Below are 18377 nucleotides of genomic sequence, written 5' to 3' on the forward strand. Positions count from 1 at the left end.
GGCGCGACACTAGCAGAGCGGGGCGGGGGGAGCAAATCGGCAGGGCGGATCTTTCGTCGCATTCTGTTGCATAAAGACCGACGGCTAATACTTGCTTTTACTCAAGGGCTCGCATTGTGGGCGCTTGCAGCTCTCTGCCATAATCGCGACCGCTTTATCTCGCGGCATTCGCGAAGGTGGGCCTCCTTTGTCTGACGTCACGTAATGGACTACGTTGTGAGCTTCCTTTCTATCGAGTTCGGTCTTAGCTTTACCCTGTTTTTCGTCATTTACTGGAGTTTGTGCTGGAGCGTTCGCCTTCAGAACCTACTACTGCTAGGGGCAAGCTACGCGCTGGTCGCCAGTTTCAGCCTCAATTCGCTGTACGTCCTTCTCGGCTACAGTGCCCTGGTTTACCTGTTGGGCTTGCTGGGTGAGCGTTATCCGGGGCGGCGCTTCAGTTATTTACTGGTACTGCTGTTGGTGCTGGGCTGCTTTTATCTGTTCAAGTATCAAGAGTTCTTTGTCGCCAGTGTGCAAGGCGCATTGCTGGGTGCCGGCATTGACGTGTCGTTACCGGTGCTGGAGCTGCTGGTACCGATTGGCTTGTCGTTTTATACCTTTCACTCGGTCAGCTACCTGGTGTCGATCAATCGACGCGAGATGCCCAGCGCGAGCCCTCAGGACCTGGCCCTGTACCTGGCGTTTTTCCCCAGTCTGATTGCCGGTCCGGTCAATCGCGCCGCGCATATGCTGCCGCAGATCCGCCCGCAGGTCATGCGCCAGGTACTGGAGCCTCAGCGCGCGCTCGGGCTGATCGCCCTGGCGGTGGTCAAACTGTTCTTCTGCAGCGCCTGGTTGGCGAGCCAATGGGTCGATCCAGTATTCGAAACGCCAGGCAGTTACACGGCAGAACAGACACTCCTGAGTGTGTATGGCTACAGCTTTCTGATCTATTTCAACTTCAGTGGCTACACCAACCTGGTAACCGGCATCGCCCTGCTGCTGGGCTTTCGTTTGCCCGACAACTTCAATGCCCCATACGCCGCTCACAACCTCAAGGAGTTCTGGGCACGTTGGCATATCAGCCTGTCGCTGTTCATTCGTGATTACGTGTACATCCCTTTGGGCGGTAATCGTCGCGGTGTATGGCGCGGCAATCTGAATATGCTCCTGGCCATGCTGATTTCCGGCCTGTGGCACGGGGCGAGCCTCAACTTCGTCATTTGGGGCGCGTTGCACGGTGTGGGCCTGGCGCTCTATAAAGCATCGACCTACTTCCTGCCGCAACCGATGCGTTGGCCGGGAGCGGGGGTGGCAGCGCGTTTGCTGACATTCCACTACGTGGCCTTTGCCTGGATCTTTTTCCGCAGTGCGAATCTGGATGAAGCCATGGACATCCTGTCTGGCATTGCCGGCATGAGCCTGGACGGCGTGTTCTCGTCGACCGGTCTGCTGCTGTTGGCCAGCGTTGTGTATGTGGCGGTATATCCGCAATTGCTGGTGTTGCTGCGCCAGTTCTTTGCCGCATCGACCCGTTTACCCTGGCAGTTGTACCCGGTACCCCTGGGGATCTTCGTGTCACTGGTTATCTTCGCTTCGCAGTCAGGCGTGCCGGGGTTCATCTATGCAAGTTTCTAGTTCTGGCCAGCTATTGCGCGTGCAACTGGATGCAGCCAAAGCCTTCTACGCAATTGTCCTGACCACGCTGTTGCTGTTCTGGTTGAACCAGGACTCGATCAGCCTCTATTGCCAGCAGAAATACCATCAGAGCTGCGAGCTGCCAGTGCTTGGACAAAGTCCGGCGTGGCGCTTGGGTGGCAACCTGACCCAGGCGCTGGGGGCGGCTCGCGACAGCTTTGTGGTCAGCCTGGAAAAAAGTCTGGAGCCTGGCCAGACGGCAGTAGCTGAAGTGAAAACCGTCGAGCTGCCTGCGCCGATACCGGTGGTATCGGTCAATCTGGTCACTGCGCATCAGCCGGCAGCGGCGGTGGTGAGCAAGCCTGTGGCCGTCAAAGTGGCCACGCCAGCGGTCGCCGTGGCGCCGGTCAAACCGGCAGCGTCCGTTGCTGCCAGCGTATTGCCGTCGGCCACAGTCGTGTCACTGGCGGCAGGTGATGAGGTTTTTCTTGTTGGTGACTCGCTGATGCAAGGCGTTGCGCCGCATCTGGCCAACAGCCTGCGCAAGCGCTACCAGATCAAAAGCGTCAACCTCAGCCGGCAAAGTACCGGGCTGGCGTATCCAGGGTTTTTCAACTGGCCTCGAACCGTTGCGCAAACCCTCGACAGCTCGCCGAACATTCGCTTGATGGTCATTTTTCTCGGGCCTAATGACCCGTGGGACATGCCGCAGGGCAAGGGCAAACCCTTCCTGCGCTTCAAGTCGCCGGATTGGGAAACTGCCTATCGCCAGCGTATCGATTCGATTTTGCAGGAGGCGCGCGAACATCAGGTCCAGGTGATCTGGGTAGGGCCGCCAAACATGCAGAAAACCAAGCTCTCCACCGCCATGGCCTACCTCAGCAACTTGTACCGAGAGCAGACCGGGCTTTATCAACAGCACTACCTCTCTGCCAACCCTGTGCTGGGTTACAAGGATGAGACGTTCTCCTATACCTTGCAGAACAGTCAAGGCAAACGGGTCAAGACACGTGTCGATGACGGCATTCATTTCACCATTACCGGGCAGAAGCTGATCGCCGAGCAGATACTGTCGATGATCGCTTTCCCGGGGCTCACTGTAACGGGACACTGATGCGTCGACTGCATAACATTCTGGGGTTGGCCCTGCTTATCTGTGCATTGCCGGGTTGCAGCCCGGTGGCGGCAGTCAGCGGCTCGACGCCTGCGGCCAATGCTGCGGCCAGACCGCAGGCAAGCCAGGGCAACGGCAACCTGATGGTGCTGGCCAACAAGTTCAAGGGCGCAAGTCGTGCGCCGGTTACTATCGTCCAGTTCGGCGACTCACACACGGCGGCCGATCTCTTCACCGGTGAAATGCGCCGCTTGCTTCAAGGGCAATATGGCGATGGCGGGATCGGTCTGATTGCTGCAACCCCAGTGCCTGGCACACGCTATGAGCAGGTCATTCTCAAAACTGCCAAACGGCAATGGGAGCTGGTGTCGGCGCGCAACCAGCAGAGTTCGCAGTTTCCGCTCGGCGGCTACCTGTCGGTGCCCTTGATAGCGAAACCCAGCGTGCGCATCGAAGCGCGTACACCCAGCGCCCAGCGCTACCGGGTTTCAGCGCTGTACCAGGCACAAGCGAGCACCAGCCTGCTATTGCGCGACAACCGCGGCCAGAACCGTCGGCTGCTGGCGGCGACCGGTGGACAATGGCGATTCGGCCCAGTGGTGAACAATGTTGGATTGCCGCTGGAGCTGACTCTCGACACCCGTCCAGGCACAGTGTTGGGCGGCTGGTACCTGCAGAACCAGAAAAATGCCGGTGTCATCTACTCGGTCCTGGGTATTAACGGCGCCCGCCTGGAAGTCCAAGACAAATGGCAGCCCGGCTGGCAAGACACCCTCAAGTCGCTGCGCCCCGATCTGGTTATTCTCGCCTATGGCACCAACGAAGCCTTCGACGACACCCTTGACCTCAACCTGTATCAGGCCCAGCTCAAGCAGACCCTTGAGCGTCTGCGTCGTGACCTGCCGCGAGCAGCGGTGCTGATCGTCGGGCCGCCGGACTCGATCAAGCAACGCAAGGCACACAGCTGTGCCGCACGTCAGCCGCAAAAATTGGCAGCGGTCATTGCCATCCAGCGCCAGGCAGCCCAGCAAGCCAACGCCCTGTTCTGGGATTGGCAGGCATACATGGGCGGGCAGTGCTCGGTTGTCGCCTGGCAGGCACAAGGTTTGGCGCGCGGGGATCTGGTGCACCTGACAGCGGATGGTTATCGCAAGAGTGCGGCTGGCCTGTATGACTACCTGCGCACGCAGTTGAAATTGAAGTAAGACAAGGAAAAGGAGAGGCGGGGACGACTTCGGGGTGGCTTGCGGCGTCCCATGAAGTCGTCGACCCGGCCCTCAAAAAGAAGAGGCCAATCCAGATGCCCGAGAGCACCTGCTCAGCAAGTGCCGACTGGCATCCGGCCAGTCGTGATTCGGTCCTCTGAAATACACCTTAGTTGTTGTCTGGTGTACTGTAAAATTTTCCGAACGCATTATGTTTCTGGTTGTAAGTACACGTGCATATATCCAGGGGGTGACATGAACCTGCTCGAAGTCGCCGGTGGTAAACCGATCAAACTCTGGACCCAGGGCGTACCGGTCGAAGACGAGGCGCGTAAGCAACTGATCAATACCGCGAAGATGCCGTTCATCTTCAAGCATCTCGCGGTCATGCCGGATGTGCACCTGGGCAAGGGTTCGACCATCGGCAGCGTGATCCCCACCCTTGGCGCGATAATTCCCGCGGCAGTAGGTGTAGATATCGGCTGCGGCATGATCGCTGCCAGCACCTCGCTGGTGGCCAGCGACCTACCCGAAAACCTCCATCGCCTGCGCAGCACCATCGAAAAAGCCGTACCCCATGGTAAAACTTTCGGCCGTCACGATCAGGGCGCCTGGGATCATGTGCCGGCGCAGGCTGACCATGCCTGGCGGGCCTTGGTCGGGCGCTTCAACGTGATCACCGGCAAATACCCGCGACTGGAGAAAACCAACAACCGTCAGCACATGGGCACGCTGGGCGGCGGCAACCATTTCATCGAAGTCTGTCTGGATGAAGCCGACCGCGTCTGGTTCATGCTACACAGTGGCTCACGCGGGGTAGGCAACGCTATTGGCAACTTGTTCATCGAACTGGCCCAGGCTGATATGCGCCAACACATCGCTAACTTGCCAGACAAGGATCTGGCCTATTTCGAAGAAGGCAGCCGTCACTTTGCCGATTACGTCGAGGCAGTTGAGTGGGCCCAGGACTTCGCCCGGCAAAACCGCGCGTTGATGATGCAGGCGGTGATTGCTGCCGCTCGCCAGGTGCTGAAAAAGCCATTCGAGGCCAACCTTGAAGCAGTCAACTGCCACCATAATTACGTGCAACGCGAACGCCACTTCGGCGAGGACATCCTGGTTACGCGCAAAGGCGCGGTGTCGGCGCAGAAAGGCCAACTGGGCATCATTCCCGGCTCCATGGGCGCCAAAAGCTTCATCGTTCGTGGCTTGGGCAATGAAGAGTCGTTCTGCTCGTGCAGCCACGGTGCTGGGCGCACCATGAGCCGCACCCAGGCGAAAAAACAGTTCACCCTCAACGACCAGGTGCGCGCCACCGCCCATGTCGAATGCCGTAAGGACAAAGACGTCATCGATGAGATCCCAATGGCCTACAAGAATATCGATGCGGTAATGCAGGCTCAGCGGGAGCTGGTGGAAGTGGTGCACACCTTGCGGCAAGTGGTGTGCGTGAAGGGCTGAACATTCAGGCTGTGCTTAAACAACAAGGGCAGCTGTTGAGCTGCCCTTGTTGGAAGTTTGCCAAGCGTTCGCCGCTTAAGGGCGTTTGCCTTCGGCGCACCAGGATTCCCACTCGCCGATTTGCTCACTGTTGATCAAGGCGTCTTCGCCGACTTCTGCGCGATACGCGTTCATCCACGCGTCTTCGCAGCTTTCGTTAGAGGTTGTTGCGACGACGGGCACAAGGTTGCCCGGATAATCACTTTCAAAGTCTTCATCTTCTGCTTGTGGCGTACGCACCAGCTGAACTTCCTGAAGCAACGCACCGTCTAGCGGGTCGAATTTACGAACCCAGCCTGAAACCGCAACACCGTTTTCATAGATGAGTTCCGACGCTTGCAGCACGATGTCGGTGTGCAGGATGTTTTTGTACTTTTTCTGTACACCATCGAGCTTGCCATCTTTGTAGTTTTCTTCGGCGCCGACGAAATTCTTCAGGCTACCGGCGAAGTAGTCGAACTTGATCTGCGGGCCGTGCAGTTGGCCGTTGGCGTAGTTGTGCTTGCCGTTGGAGTCGGTCTCGAAACCGCTGAACTTAGTGCCATTGCTCCAGACCAGTTGCGTGATCACTTTACTGCCATCGGCGTTCCAGCGAGTTTCCTGGGCGTCCGGCTTGCCCTCCTTGAACGTCTGCTGATGAGTCAGCACGCCATTCTGGTACTCTTCGGCAACACCGTCCTGGCGGCCGTTCTTCCAGTTCTTCACCGAAATCGTGGTGCCTGACTTGGCGTCGAACACCGTCTCGGTGCCGTTCTTGCTGCCGGCGGCGTACTCGACCTCGTAGACTTTTTTCGAGTCGTAGAAACATTCGCTCTTACCGTCGTAGCGACCCTTTTCCACTTGCGTGTTACACAGCGCGGTAAGGCCTGGCAGACCGATTGGCAAATTAACGATGCGACCGGTGAAAGGATCGGAATCTCCGCTCTTGTACATCAGGCCATTTTTAGTCACGACTTGCGCGTTGTCGATTTCGGCGCTGCAGCCGGTAAGAAAGACGGCGGCCAGAGCGACTGCAAGTAGATTTCTCATGTTGCGTTCCATATCGATGAGCATTCTGGAGAGTGGACAAGGCGGGAAGTCTCGATGCTTGGTTGGGTGATGTCAATGTAGTGGCGTCAGTGAAACCAGTACTTTTCTTCAGGTGGACGCCAGGGATCCACGCTGCAACGCTTGCGTGGTGTCGATGACAAAGCTGCGCAGCCAGCGATTATGTGCGTCGTCGTTGTGCTCCACATCCCAGACCATGAATACGCGAAAGGCCGGGACGAAAATCGGCACAGGGCTTACGGTCAAGCGCGCTATGCGGGCATAGGACAGCGCTGCAAAAGTAGGCAATGTAGCGATCACGTCGCTGTGTACCAAGGTAGCCAGCGCGCCACTGAAGTGGGTGAAAGATGCGGATACCCGGCGGGCGACCCCCTCGCTTTCCAGCAGGTCGTCCACAAACCCTCGACGTCCATCGAAGGAAATCCTTACATGCTCATGCATCAGGTATTCGTCACGGGTAAGCGGGCTTTTCAGATTGAGCCGCGGGCCGTCGTACAAGCATGAGTAAGACGAAGAGAACAGCACTTGTGAGCTGTAGTGCGAAGTCAGCTCTTTGGGTTCGGAGCACAAGACCAGGTCAATGTCGGGGTCAGCCAACGATGTTTTCCACAGCGAGCTATTGCTCTGATGAAAGGCGAATTTAACGGAGAGACCGCGAGCCTTTGCCTCGTTGACCAGTCTTGGCGAAATGTAGCTCTCGATATCGTCCGATAGCGCAATGTTGAACACCCGATTAGAAGACTCGGCAGAAAATTGCGGGCGTTTTTCCACAATTGTGGCGACGACTGTTGTCACTGCTGCAACTGAAATGCACAAAATCAGGAACGTATCCCCATACGACCAAACAGCGCACCGAGATTAAGCTCAATCAGCGGTGATGGTGTTATGTGGGCAACCAACGAATAGATGTGAGGGTACTTCCAGATAAAAAGCGGGCGCCGACTGACAGTATTTTTGTTGGGTCTTTTTGCACTGACCGGGTGTGATAAAGCCACGTTGCCCCCTGGCACCAATGTCCAACGTCATTGGGTGGAGGTGCCAGCGCTGCCGATCATTCAGGAAGCCGTATTCTCCCTGGCGCCCAGCTTTAACGGCCAGCGCAATCCCAAGCTGATGGAGCAGGTATGTGGCTTGGCGAGCGGAGAACTCAGGCAGGAGCAGGTAAATGCGTTTCTCGCTCAACAGCGGGTCGACCCTTTGCAGATACCAACTCAAGGCAGCCCACTTTCGTTGCTGGTTAATGGTGATAAATCATCACAAACCACCGCCTGCGCCGCCCATCTTGCGACGACAGTGCTTTCCCCGGTGGATGCGGCGGACATCATCACCACCAGTAATGCATCGGGTACGCCAGTGCTACAGATCGACAATTCTCGGTTGAACCAAGTGCTGCCAGTAAAAATCACCGAGGCGAGGGCAAATGCCGATGTTTTCGCACTCATTGCGGCAGAGCTGCAACGTCGCCCAGGCCTGAAAGTTTCCGACTACCGTCAACAGGCAAAAGATATGTTCGTTCGCCTGGCACCGGTCTACCTGGAGCGAGTCAAGCAACAACTGCCATTGGCAAATGTTACCTACAAAGTCAGCCAGATCGATGCGGAGCGTTTTTCATTCAACACCTCTACCGGTGCGTCCTATGAGTACGCGGGTGATGGGCTGGTTCTGCATCAAAATGGCGTCGTTTGGTACGGCCGGGGCAAGCTGCTGGGGCGTGAGTATCCACTGCAGGTGGCTTATTTCCCTGAGTCGGTGGGTGCGTTGCTGGCACCTGAGGCAAAGTGATAAGACGCTGCACGTTTATCCGGTTAAAAGTCGCGGCGGTCGAAAGCGATGATGGCAAAATGCGACTGAGTGCTAAGGAATAATGGAACCTAGGCGATAACCTTCCATGAGTGTTCACCAGCAGTCACGCCACCTACAGCCTGTTTTACCGGAGCCTCTACATGCACCTTCCCCGACTGAATCCAGGACGATTCGTCACCTTCATGAGCGTGTGGATAATTTTTGCACCCGCGCATGCCAGCACCCCTCCGATCGAACAGGCGCAAAGCGATGTGCGCGGTTACATGCAGTGTGTGCAGGATGCTTACAACGCCGACCGCTGGCACAGCCGAACGATTGATGAATGCCGAACGCAGTTCCCGGCAGTTCAATCCCTACGCCAAGGTGATTACGTTGCAGTGACGTTTACCGGAGAACAGAACCGCCTCTATGAGGAAGCGCGCCAGCGTTGGATTGATTTCGACAAAGCGGTTCGTGTGCAGATATTGTCAAAAGGGTTGGCCGAACAATTCGCTTCAGCCAACGTTACGACCGCTTATTCCTTCGACAAATTGTCGCGGGCGCTGGACGCGCGTTTCAGCGAACTTGAAGCTGCGCCCTTTAGTTGGTACCCCGCGAAAAAAGCACCGTATCGCACCGCTCAGGGGCTAACCCTGGAGCAGGTACAGCAAAGAGAGAAGCAGCAATTCATCACCTGCCTGGAAAAAGTGGTCAACGCACCTGGCAGCCTGAGCATTACCAAGACGAACTTCGACCACCAGGCACGTCAATGCCTTCAGGAGATCTCCCGTTTCAACCTTGACGGCTCGAACGCCATTTTCCAGCCTGAGACGTTCCAGACAATAGCTGCCCAAGGTTGGCAAGTGATTGCTGCGCAGCAAAGCAAGGCCGAAGAAGCCGAGCGGGTTCGCCTGGCGAAGGAAGAGGCCGAATCCTGGCCTAGTTTGATTAAGGCGCTACTGGGCAAGATTGTGGTTGCCCTGTTGGCAATCGGTGGGCTTTACGCGCTCTGGCGGGCAATTATCAATGCGCCTGCATCCAGCGCCCGGTCTTCACGAGACACCCACAGTCACAGTACCGGGGGAGGCTACAGCTACAGCCCTACATCCGACCAGCGAGACCCGCCTAGTCAAAGCACAGAGCGTTCCAGCAGATCAAAGCCTGTGGACTTGGGCACGTTTACGCTCAAACATCGCAAAGTTGGCCCACTGACGACGCAACATCGCTGCGCCAGCTGCACCCATTGGCGCGGTGAGCGCACGCCCCATCCGGTGACGCGGGAGTGGTACGTGAAACACGATACCAAGGGCCCCTGTGGCCACAAACATCCCGGCTCGCCGCATGGCGTAAAGCGAGACATGGAGGGGTTTTATTGCAAGGATTTTCAGGAGGGTGGGTTCTGAGGGGAGCTGTCAGGTATCTGATTCACCTAGTCATTCCCACCGCCCAGTCATGGACGTTCAGGCATTAAAAAGCCGGCTTGTGGCCGGCTCCTAGGGGACGGTCTTGGCTAATTTATGGTAAGCCGCAACCGCCTTAAAATCGTTGTTCCGGCGCTGGGGCCGGGAGGTGGCTGCAGGCAGTGTGTGCCGCGCCAGGCCCGCTGGCGTGCTGAGCAGCCGGGGCTAAATGTGCGGCGTAGCATACTGAGTATCGCTGCCGTTGCCCAGCAAAAATTCACCCGCAACCGCTCAACCAGGGCGGCTGTCGCGCAGGCTTGACCACCAGAATACCCAGCCAAGGATGATCAGCCGCTGATTTTTCAGTTGTGTCTGGGTGTAGGTCTCTGTGGGGTGTTCGTCGCTGTCATGGCTGTGCAGGCGCAGGGTGCCATTGGCGCGTTGGGTGATGCTGTGGATGCGCAGGCGGCCATTGTGCAGGAGGGCGTAGAGTTCGCCTTCGACGATGTCGGTCATGCCTTTGTCGATGGCCAAGGTGCTGCCGCGCGGCAGTAAGGGGCTCATGTTGTTGGTGGGCATGGTGACGCATATCGCTTGGGCGGGGTCGACGCCAACGGCATCCAGGGCACGGACGGGCAGGCGCAGGTAGCGGCTGGTGATGGGTCGTAGTTGCTTGGATTGTATGCTGTAGAACGGCAGTTGGATGTCTTCTGCAGTGTTGGCGGCAAGCAGGCTGGGGTCTGTCGGCTCGGTGCCCGGTTTGCGCAGGGCGGCATGGGTGCGCGGTAAGGGGGTTGGATGTTTGGGGCCTTCGCCGCTACGTAACCACTTGCTGCAAACGCACAGTAGATCGGCGATTTCATCGAGACGCGCCAAGGGTACGCCTCGTTTGAACCAGTTGTTGACGTGCTGCGGAGTCACTTGGCGCTGCGCCGCGAAGTCGGAAGGCGACAGGCTGCACTCGTGCAGAAGGTTTTTGAGTCGATCACCGGATGTATTCATGAGGCCTGAGTCTAAAGGCCTTCAAAGGGTGGGGCTATAAACGCGAGGTTCATTTTTTAGCCTGCAAATGGGCCGGGTTTACAGGCATTGCCGTGGGTGGCGTAGGAGTTTTCTTTGTAAAAATATTCAACTTGGATTGCGTTCGGATCTATCCTACGTCCGCTGCCGCCTTTTCTCTGTTGTTAGGACAGTGCATCAGGGCTAATTTCCTCGGGTCGTCTTTTTGGATGGCCGGGCGTGAGAACCCGTTGATGAATATAGCGGCGAGCATGTTATGGCGGCCGTGCGCGGGCAGACTTCGGTCTGGCCGAGTTTTCCTATGTTCCCTCGGTTTCTCACCCTGCGTACGGCTGCCACCCTTAAATCCCGTGAGAAGGATTGAGGTGGTGGCTCCTAAATGGAACGAGGAGTGACGCCATGAAAAAAATAGTCCCAGACCCGCCTGCCTCCCTCATCACCACCCCCTATTTTTCCATCCACAGCGACCTGATCCCTCCTGATTCCCTGGCTTTTGCCAGCGAACTGCTGCGCGGCATCCACGAAACTACCGACGAATTTTGCCGAGCCCACGCCAATGAACCGGGCCAAGGCATGCTGATGAGCGTGCTGCATTCGGCCGAGATGGCCAGGGCGTTGGTCGAGCACGCGCTGAGCACCCTGCAAGCCATGGACGCGAGGGGAGAGCCATGAGCACGGAAACGGGGGAAACAGTAGGCGTTGTTAATTTCATCTGCAGCGAGCAAGTACCTATGGGGCTGTTTCGCATCAGCCCGGGGGTGCCCTGTGACTACGCGCTGGAGCAGGCTTCAACCGTGCTTGGATGCGTGCATAAGCTGATTCAGGCAGGGCTGCTGGATGAAGACGGCGAGATGATGTGGGCCGCTTATTTTCTGAGTGAATTCGCCAAGGCGCTTGTTGATGATGCGGGATTGGGGATTAAACAGGCTTGAGCCCGCACCTCCCGAGACAGCGGCCAACAAAAAGCCCCGCATTGGCGGGGCTCTTTGTTAAGTGGGTTGCTTAGCCTTTGTAGGCAGCTACCGACTTGGTGATCGCGGCGCGGGCGGCGTCAGCGCCTTCCCAGCCTTCGATCTTGACCCACTTGCCTTTTTCGAGGTCTTTGTAGTTCTCGAAGAAGTGCTTGATTTGCTCCAGCAGCAGGGCTGGCAGGTCGGTGTATTCTTTAACGTCGACGTACAGCTGCGACAGTTTGTCGTGCGGTACAGCGATAACTTTGGCGTCGCCGCCGCCGTCGTCGGTCATGTTCAGGATGCCGACCGGACGGGCACGGATGACCGAGCCTGGGGCTACTGGGTACGGGGTAACAACCAGCACGTCGAGGGGATCACCGTCGTCAGCCAGGGTGTTGGGGATGTAACCGTAGTTGGCCGGGTAGAACATCGGGGTGGCCATGAAACGGTCAACGAACAGGCAGTCGCTGTCCTTGTCGATCTCGTACTTGATCGGGGCGTGGTTGGCTGGAATCTCGATGGCGACGTAGATGTCGTTCGGCAGGTCTTTGCCAGCCGGAATCTTGCTGTAGCTCATTGGGCAGTGCCCCCATGTTTGGCCAAAAATTGGTCGCGATTATAGGCACATTCCGCGGTGCTTGCCACGTTCGCCCTGATGTCCGGCAGTGTCAGTCCTGGTGCTGCCGGTAGTGAGGGTGGTTGTGCTGCAATTGCTGCAGGCGCGCCAATGGGTCCTGGCGGTAAAAACCGCGTAGCTGTTGGTATACCGCGGGGTAGGCGGCATCGAGCAGGTCGGGGGCGCTGAAGAAGTATTCGCTGGTGACGGCGAAGAACTCCGCAGGGTTTTCCGCCGCGTACGGGTCGATGGCGGTTTCGGCGTCGGGGTTGCGGTCCAATTGACGGTTGAGGTCGTCAAACGCGTCTTGCATGGCCTTGGCCCAGTCGCTTACGCGCATGTCGTTGTGCAGCGGCGGCAGACCGTTGGCGTCGCCGTTGAGCATGTCGAGCTTGTGCGCCAGTTCGTGGATGACCAGGTTGTAGCCTTCCCAGCCACCGCTGGACAGCACCCCTGGCCAGGCCAGGATGACCGGGCCCTGTTGCCAGGCTTCACCGCTGTGCTCGCCGTTCCACTCATGCTCAACGCCGCTGGCATCGCGATGGCGCTGGGGGCTGAGGAAGTCGTCGGGGTAAAGCACTATTTCGTGAAAGCCCTGATACCAGTTCAGTTCACCCAGGTGCAGCAACGGCAGTTGGGCCTGGGCAGCCAGAAACAACCGCTGCTCGCCGTCCAGTTCTACGCCGGGCAGGGCGCTCAGGTGTTTTTCATGCAGAAACAGTACGCAAGCTTCACGCAGCCAGTGGTCTTCGTCAGATGTCAGGCCGTCAAGCATCGGCAAGCGCTCACGAACCCGCTGCCAGCGCTGCGGGTCGATGGGATGGCGTGCCAGGGTACGGCGACGGCGCCAGGCGCTCAATGACCACATGGCCAGGGCTTAGTTGACCTTGGCGGGGCGGTGCATGCGGCTGCGCACAATGCCAATGATCATCGGCACCAGTGACAACAGGATGATGGCGACGATCATCAATGACAGGTTCTGTTTGATAAACGGGACGTTGCCAAAGAAGTAGCCGAGGGTTACCAGGCCGCCAACCCAAAGTACGGTGCCAGCAACGCTGAACCCCAGGAAACGTGGGTAATGCATTTTCGCGATACCCGCCACGAATGGGGCAAAGGTGCGCAGAATCGGCAGGAACCGCGCCAGGGTTACGGTTTTGCCGCCGTGGCGGTCGTAGAAATCGTGGGTTTGCTGCAAGTAGTCGCGGCGGAAGATTTTCGAGTTGGGATTGCGGAACAATCGTTCCCCGGCTGTTCGGCCGATGATGTAATTGGTGCTGTCGCCAAGTATCGCCGCCACCATCAGCAGACCGCCTAGCAGTACCGGGTCCATGCCGCCGCCAGCCGCCACTGCACCGGCGATGAACAGCAGGGAATCACCGGGCAGGAATGGCATAACTACCAGACCGGTTTCGCAGAAAATAACCAGGAACAGAATCGCGTAGATCCACGGGCCATAGTTGTTGACCAGTAAATCGAGGTAGGCATCGAGATGCAGAATAAGGTCTAGCGGGTTGAAATCCATGTACAGCACCTGTGTTCTTTGAACCCGGTCGAGGGCATGCGATGGCTGGCAGTGCGGATGCGATCAGCCGCTACCCGAGTGATGGGTAAAGTTTCACACATTTAGGAGGGCGCATTATACGGAGGCGACGAGATTGTGCCTGAGCAGTTTGTAGCGGCGGGTTACCAAGATAGGAAGGTAGCGATATCAAATTCCGTAGGAGTGGGCTTGCCCCGCGATTGCAACATGGCTGACATCTGCAATCGCGGGGCAAGCCCGCGCCACTGGTTCAGTCTGAGCTGATCGGCAAAATGTAGCTTTTGAATTCCTGATCTTCGCGAAAACCGATGGATTCGTAGGTTTTCATCGCCACATCGTTGTCGCGGCTGGTGGAGGCCCGCAAGCGTACGGCATTGGTCTCTTTTGCCAGCTTTTTCGCTGCGCGCATGAGGTTGTCGGCCACCAACATGCGGCGGGAGTCTTCAGCTACGTAGATGTCGTTGAGAATCCAGACGCGCTTGAGCGACAGTGAAGAGAAGCTTGGGTAGAGCTGACAGAAACCCATCAATTTGTTGTCGTCATCGTCGGGCAGCGCCAGGTAGATGATCGATTCGCCTCGGTCCAGGCGTTTTTCCAGAAACGAACGGGAGGAGTCCGGGTAGGGCAGCTGACCGTAAAATTCGCGGTATTTGACGAACAGCGGGGCGAGCAGGTCCAGATGTTCCAGGGTTGCTTTGATAATCCGCATTAGCAGGCCTCAGGGTCCATGGGAATTCGCGGCTAGTCGCCGGCCGCCTCGGCAGATGCTGCCTGAAGATAATTAGAAAGTGCAATCTACGAAGCGTTTGCCTTTCAAGGTTTGCTTAGCAGGAAGTTTCCTTTCTTCGATATGTCGGTGTCTGACTCAAGGGTGTGCACCTGTGCTTCGTCCTTCAGGTTGACCCCCGACAGTTGTCGGCGACAGGCTTCGCGCATCAGGTACAACAGGCGGTGCGCGGCCATGCCGTAGCTGAGCCCTTCAAGGCGCACGTTGGATATGCAGTTGCGATAGGCGTCGGTCAGACCCACTTTGGGGTTGTAGGTGAAATACAGGCCGAGGCTGTCAGGGGAACTCAAACCCGGGCGTTCGCCGATCAAAATCACGGTCATTTTTGCCCCGAGCAGCTCACCTACTTCGTCGGCCACGGCTACTCGACCTTGTTCCACCAGTATCACCGGTGCCAGCGACCAGCCATCGGCACTGGACTGTTCTTCGAAACGGGCGAGAAACGGCAGGGTGTGACGGTGGACCGCCAAGGCCGACAGACCATCGGCGACGACAATAGCCAGATCGACACCCCCCGGGTTGGCCGCGGCGTGTTCACGCAACTGCTGGGCCGAGTCCGGATGCAGGCGTCGACCCAGGTCGGGCCGTTGCAAGTAGCTGTGGCGGTCGGCCGCGGCGCTGTGCAATAGCAGGCTGTCGCGCTGGCGCTCACTCAACTGTGAGCGCAACCCTTGATGATCGAACGCCAGGTGCACGGCGTCGCGGGCTTGGGCGTGGGCGAATTGAAAGTCCAGTTGGGCGCCGGTCGGCAGGCTGGTGCCGGTGCGACCTAGGGCAATGCGCGCCGGGGTCAGTCGGCGCAGTTCCAGCCAGGGATTGCTGCTGTTGTCCTGTGGGGTGTTGGCCATGATCGCCTCGCTTATCCCAGTTGTGCCAAGGCCTGGCGGAAGGCCGGTGGCAGGTTGTCGCCAAATCGCACGCGGCCATCGGCCTGGGTGAAGATGCCCATGCGTGCCAGCCAGCTTTCGAATTCCGGCGCCGGTTTCAGGCCCAGGGTCTGGCGGGCATAGAGCGCATCGTGGAACGAGGTGGTTTGGTAGTTGAGCATGATGTCATCGGAGCCTGGGATGCCCATGATGAAGGTGATCCCGGCAACCCCCAGCAGAGTGAGCAGCGTGTCCATGTCGTCCTGATCGGCTTCGGCATGGTTGGTGTAGCAGATATCGCAGCCCATGGGCACGCCAAGCAGCTTGCCGCAGAAGTGGTCTTCAAGGCCGGCGCGGATGATTTGCTTGCCGTTGTACAGGTATTCCGGACCAATGAAGCCCACCACGGTGTTGACCAGAAACGGCTTGAAATGCCGGGCCACGGCATAGGCGCGGGTTTCACAGGTTTGTTGGTCGACGCCATGGTGGGCGTTGGCCGACAGTGCGCTGCCCTGGCCGGTTTCGAAGTACATCAAGTTCTGCCCCAGGGTACCGCGATTGAGGCTCAGCCCGGCTTCGTAGCCTTCCTTCAGCACATTGAGGTTGATGCCAAAGCTGGCGTTGGCTGCTTCGGTGCCAGCAATCGATTGGAACACCAGGTCTAGCGGTACGCCACGGTTGATCGCCTCGATCGAGGTGGTCACGTGGGTCAGTACGCAGGCTTGGGTGGGGATGTCGTAGCGCTGGATGATCGCGTCGAGCATTTCCAGCATGGCGCAGATGGACGCGATGCTGTCGGTGGCCGGGTTAATGCCGATCATGGCATCGCCGTTGCCGTACAGCAGCCCGTCGAGGATGCTTGCGGCAATCCCGGCCGGCTCATCGGTCGGGTGGTTGGGTTGCAGGCGGGTGGACAGGCGTCCGCGCAGACCCATGGTGCCGCGAAAACGGGTGACCACGCGGATTTTCTGCGCCACCAGCACCAGGTCCTGCACGCGCATGATTTTGGATACAGCGGCGGCCATTTCCGGCGTCAGCCCAGGCGCCAGGGCGCGCAGGCTGTGTTCATCGGCTTGATCACTCAGTAGCCAATCACGCAGGCCACCCACGGTCAGATGGCTGACCGCGGCAAAGGCGTTGGCGTCATGGGTGTCGATGATCAGCCGGGTGACTTCATCTTCTTCGTAGGGAATCAGCGCTTCGCTGAGAAAGTGTTTGAGCGGTATGTCAGCCAGTGCCATCTGCGCCGCCACCCGTTCGCCATCGTTGCTGGCAGCGACTCCGGCGAGAAAATCGCCCGAACGTGCCGGACTGGCCTTGGCCATGACCTCTTTAAGGCTTTCAAAACGGTAAGTCTGTTGACCTGCCGTGTGTACAAAACTTGCCATACAGAATCTCCAGAACGCCGCAGGCCTGGCCTGCGGCGCGGGTGGCGTTGATCAGTGCAAAGCCTCTTCGGCTTTTTGGATCGCGGCGAACTCTTCTTCCGGTGTTCCGGCAACCAGGTGGTGCCGACTGTAAAACGCAAAGTACGCAATCAGTACGCCATAGATGACGGCGGCGCCAATCACAACCCGAGGATCAACCAGGAAGCCGGCGACTACGGCGATGCAAGCCAGCACCAGCGCCACGCCTGAAGTGAAGATCCCGCCCGGTGTGCGATACGGACGCTCCATTTTAGGGCGTTTGATACGCAGGGTGATGTGTGCAGCCATCATCAGTACATAAGACAGCGTAGCGCCGAACACGGCAACCAGGATCAGCAGGTCTCCCTGGCCGGTCAGCGACAGGCCGAAACCGATGATGCCGGGAATGACCAGGGCCAGCACCGGTGCCTTGCTTTTGTTGGTCTGCGAGAGTTTGCGTGGCAGGTAGCCAGCGCGGGACAGGGCGAAAATCTGCCGCGAGTAGGCATAGATGATCGAGAAGAAGCTGGCGATAAGACCGGCCAGGCCTACCAGGTTGACGAAGCTGCCCATCCAGGTCGAGCCGCCGTAGGCTTTGGCCAATGCTTCGACCAGCGGGTTGCCCGAGCTTTTCAGGGCTTCGGCACCCGCACCGCCAGGACCCACCACCAGAATCAACAAGGCGAACGCCAGCAGCACCAGCATGGCACCGATCAGCCCGCGTGGCAGGTCGCGCTTGGGGTTCTTGGTTTCTTCAGCGGCCAGTGGCACGCCCTCTACCGCAAGGAAAAACCAGATCGCATAGGGGATTGCTGCCCATACGCCGACATAGCCGAACGGCAGGAAGCTGCTGGCGCCAACGGCATCGGTCTGGGCAATGTCGAACAGGTTGTTCACATCGAAGTGCGGCACCATGGCGACCAGGAACACCCCCAGAGCAATGGCCGCTACGGCGGTGATGATGAACATCAGCTTCAGCGCTTCACCGACTCCGAAGATGTGGATGCCGATAAAGATGATGTAGAAGGCCAGGTAGATCATCCAGCCGCCGATGCCGAACAGTGACTGGCAATAGGCGCCGATGAACACAGCAATGGCCGCGGGAGCGATGGCGTATTCAATCAGGATCGCCGTGCCGGTCAAAAAGCCACCCCAGGGGCCGAATGCGCTGCGGGCAAAGCCGTAGCCGCCACCGGCGGTGGGAATCATCGAGGACAGTTCGGCCAGGGAAAAACACATGCACAGGTACATGGTGGCCATCAGTAAGGTGGCGAGGAACATCCCACCCCAGCCACCTTGGGCCAAGCCAAAGTTCCAGCCGGCGTAGTCGCCGGAAATCACATAGGCAACGCCGAGGCCCACCAGCAGTACCCAGCCTGCCGCGCCTTTTTTCAGTTCACGTTGTTGGAAGTAGTCGGTGCCGACCTTTTCGAAGTCGACAGAAGAACCAGCCGGCACGCTGCCGGAGTGATCGCTTGGCATAGGATTCACCTGTTTTTTTTATCGTCACCGGCGGAT

Annotated in this window: 18 protein-coding genes; 8 read left to right on the top strand and 10 right to left on the bottom strand. The window is 58.2% G+C overall.

Features of this window, described 5'->3' with window-relative positions; all coding sequences use genetic code 11:
• Positions 1-216: 216 nt before the first annotated feature.
• The 4 genes from D3Z90_RS02780 to D3Z90_RS02795 all read left to right on the top strand — a co-directional run bounded on the left by D3Z90_RS02780 (position 217) and on the right by D3Z90_RS02795 (position 5400).
• The gene (locus D3Z90_RS02780; protein WP_256658315.1) at positions 217-1620 is read left to right on the top strand and encodes an MBOAT family protein; all 1404 of its coding nucleotides are present in this window, start codon (positions 217-219) and stop codon (positions 1618-1620) included.
• The gene (locus D3Z90_RS02785; protein ID WP_136474299.1) at positions 1607-2734 is read left to right on the top strand and encodes an SGNH family hydrolase; all 1128 of its coding nucleotides are present in this window, start codon (positions 1607-1609) and stop codon (positions 2732-2734) included. Before D3Z90_RS02780 ends, D3Z90_RS02785 begins: the two co-directional genes overlap by 14 nt.
• The gene (locus D3Z90_RS02790; RefSeq protein ID WP_136474300.1) at positions 2734-3939 is read left to right on the top strand and encodes a GDSL-type esterase/lipase family protein; all 1206 of its coding nucleotides are present in this window, start codon (positions 2734-2736) and stop codon (positions 3937-3939) included. Before D3Z90_RS02785 ends, D3Z90_RS02790 begins: the two co-directional genes overlap by 1 nt.
• Before the next feature lie 255 nt (positions 3940-4194).
• Positions 4195-5400, top strand: a complete 1206-nt coding sequence (locus D3Z90_RS02795) for an RtcB family protein (protein ID WP_136474301.1) — start codon at positions 4195-4197, stop codon at positions 5398-5400.
• A 75-nt stretch (positions 5401-5475) separates the two neighbouring features.
• Here D3Z90_RS02795 and D3Z90_RS02800 read toward each other — a convergent pair whose 3' ends face one another.
• Together D3Z90_RS02800 and D3Z90_RS02805 are read right to left on the bottom strand one after the other, a co-directional pair.
• Positions 5476-6468, bottom strand: a complete 993-nt coding sequence (locus D3Z90_RS02800) for a toxin-antitoxin system YwqK family antitoxin (protein WP_136474302.1) — start codon at positions 6466-6468, stop codon at positions 5476-5478.
• A gap of 108 nt (positions 6469-6576) precedes the next feature.
• Complete coding sequence (locus tag D3Z90_RS02805; protein ID WP_256658316.1) at positions 6577-7281, bottom strand: LysR substrate-binding domain-containing protein; 705 nt, start codon at positions 7279-7281, stop codon at positions 6577-6579.
• Positions 7282-7440: 159 nt separating this feature from the next.
• On the opposite strand from D3Z90_RS02805, the gene D3Z90_RS02810 reads away from it, so the two are divergent.
• Both D3Z90_RS02810 and D3Z90_RS02815 read left to right on the top strand, forming a co-directional pair.
• Positions 7441-8268, top strand: coding sequence for a hypothetical protein (locus tag D3Z90_RS02810; RefSeq protein ID WP_136474304.1), 828 nt, complete (start codon positions 7441-7443; stop codon positions 8266-8268).
• A gap of 293 nt (positions 8269-8561) precedes the next feature.
• Entirely contained in the window at positions 8562-9671 is a 1110-nt protein-coding gene (locus D3Z90_RS02815) for a hypothetical protein (RefSeq protein WP_136474305.1), read from the top strand.
• Positions 9672-9959: 288 nt separating this feature from the next.
• Here D3Z90_RS02815 and D3Z90_RS02820 read toward each other — a convergent pair whose 3' ends face one another.
• Positions 9960-10670: an XRE family transcriptional regulator gene (locus D3Z90_RS02820; RefSeq protein ID WP_136474306.1), complete on the bottom strand. Its 711-nt coding sequence runs from the start codon at positions 10668-10670 to the stop codon at positions 9960-9962.
• Between the two features lie 417 nt (positions 10671-11087).
• Here D3Z90_RS02820 and D3Z90_RS02825 point away from each other — a divergent pair, with 417 nt between their 5' ends.
• Positions 11088-11360: a hypothetical protein gene (locus D3Z90_RS02825; RefSeq protein WP_136474307.1), complete on the top strand. Its 273-nt coding sequence runs from the start codon at positions 11088-11090 to the stop codon at positions 11358-11360.
• Complete coding sequence (locus tag D3Z90_RS02830; RefSeq protein ID WP_136474308.1) at positions 11357-11620, top strand: DUF3077 domain-containing protein; 264 nt, start codon at positions 11357-11359, stop codon at positions 11618-11620. The genes D3Z90_RS02825 and D3Z90_RS02830 overlap by 4 nt, the downstream gene beginning before the upstream one ends.
• Positions 11621-11690: 70 nt before the next feature.
• On the opposite strand, the gene ppa is transcribed toward D3Z90_RS02830, so the two are convergent.
• The 7 genes from ppa to eat form a co-directional block, all read right to left on the bottom strand.
• Positions 11691-12218: an inorganic diphosphatase gene (ppa, locus tag D3Z90_RS02835; protein WP_136474309.1), complete on the bottom strand. Its 528-nt coding sequence runs from the start codon at positions 12216-12218 to the stop codon at positions 11691-11693.
• A 91-nt stretch (positions 12219-12309) separates the two neighbouring features.
• Positions 12310-13125: a zinc-dependent peptidase gene (locus D3Z90_RS02840; protein ID WP_136474310.1), complete on the bottom strand. Its 816-nt coding sequence runs from the start codon at positions 13123-13125 to the stop codon at positions 12310-12312.
• 9 nt (positions 13126-13134) lie between these two features.
• Positions 13135-13782, bottom strand: coding sequence for a DedA family protein (locus D3Z90_RS02845; RefSeq protein ID WP_136474311.1), 648 nt, complete (start codon positions 13780-13782; stop codon positions 13135-13137).
• Positions 13783-14050: 268 nt separating this feature from the next.
• On the bottom strand, positions 14051-14509 hold the full coding sequence (locus D3Z90_RS02850) for a GNAT family N-acetyltransferase (RefSeq protein WP_136474312.1): 459 nt from the start codon (positions 14507-14509) through the stop codon (positions 14051-14053).
• A 104-nt stretch (positions 14510-14613) separates the two neighbouring features.
• Positions 14614-15435: an ethanolamine ammonia-lyase subunit EutC gene (gene eutC, locus D3Z90_RS02855; RefSeq protein ID WP_136474313.1), complete on the bottom strand. Its 822-nt coding sequence runs from the start codon at positions 15433-15435 to the stop codon at positions 14614-14616.
• Positions 15436-15446: 11 nt separating this feature from the next.
• Complete coding sequence (locus D3Z90_RS02860) at positions 15447-16841, bottom strand: ethanolamine ammonia-lyase subunit EutB (RefSeq protein WP_136474314.1); 1395 nt, start codon at positions 16839-16841, stop codon at positions 15447-15449.
• A 51-nt stretch (positions 16842-16892) separates the two neighbouring features.
• On the bottom strand, positions 16893-18341 hold the full coding sequence (gene eat / locus D3Z90_RS02865; RefSeq protein WP_136474315.1) for an ethanolamine permease: 1449 nt from the start codon (positions 18339-18341) through the stop codon (positions 16893-16895).
• Between the last annotated feature and the right edge of the window lie 36 nt (positions 18342-18377).

Origin of the sequence: Pseudomonas sp. DG56-2 (assembly GCF_004803755.1) — a bacterium.
GTDB lineage: Bacteria > Pseudomonadota > Gammaproteobacteria > Pseudomonadales > Pseudomonadaceae > Aquipseudomonas > Aquipseudomonas auratipiscis.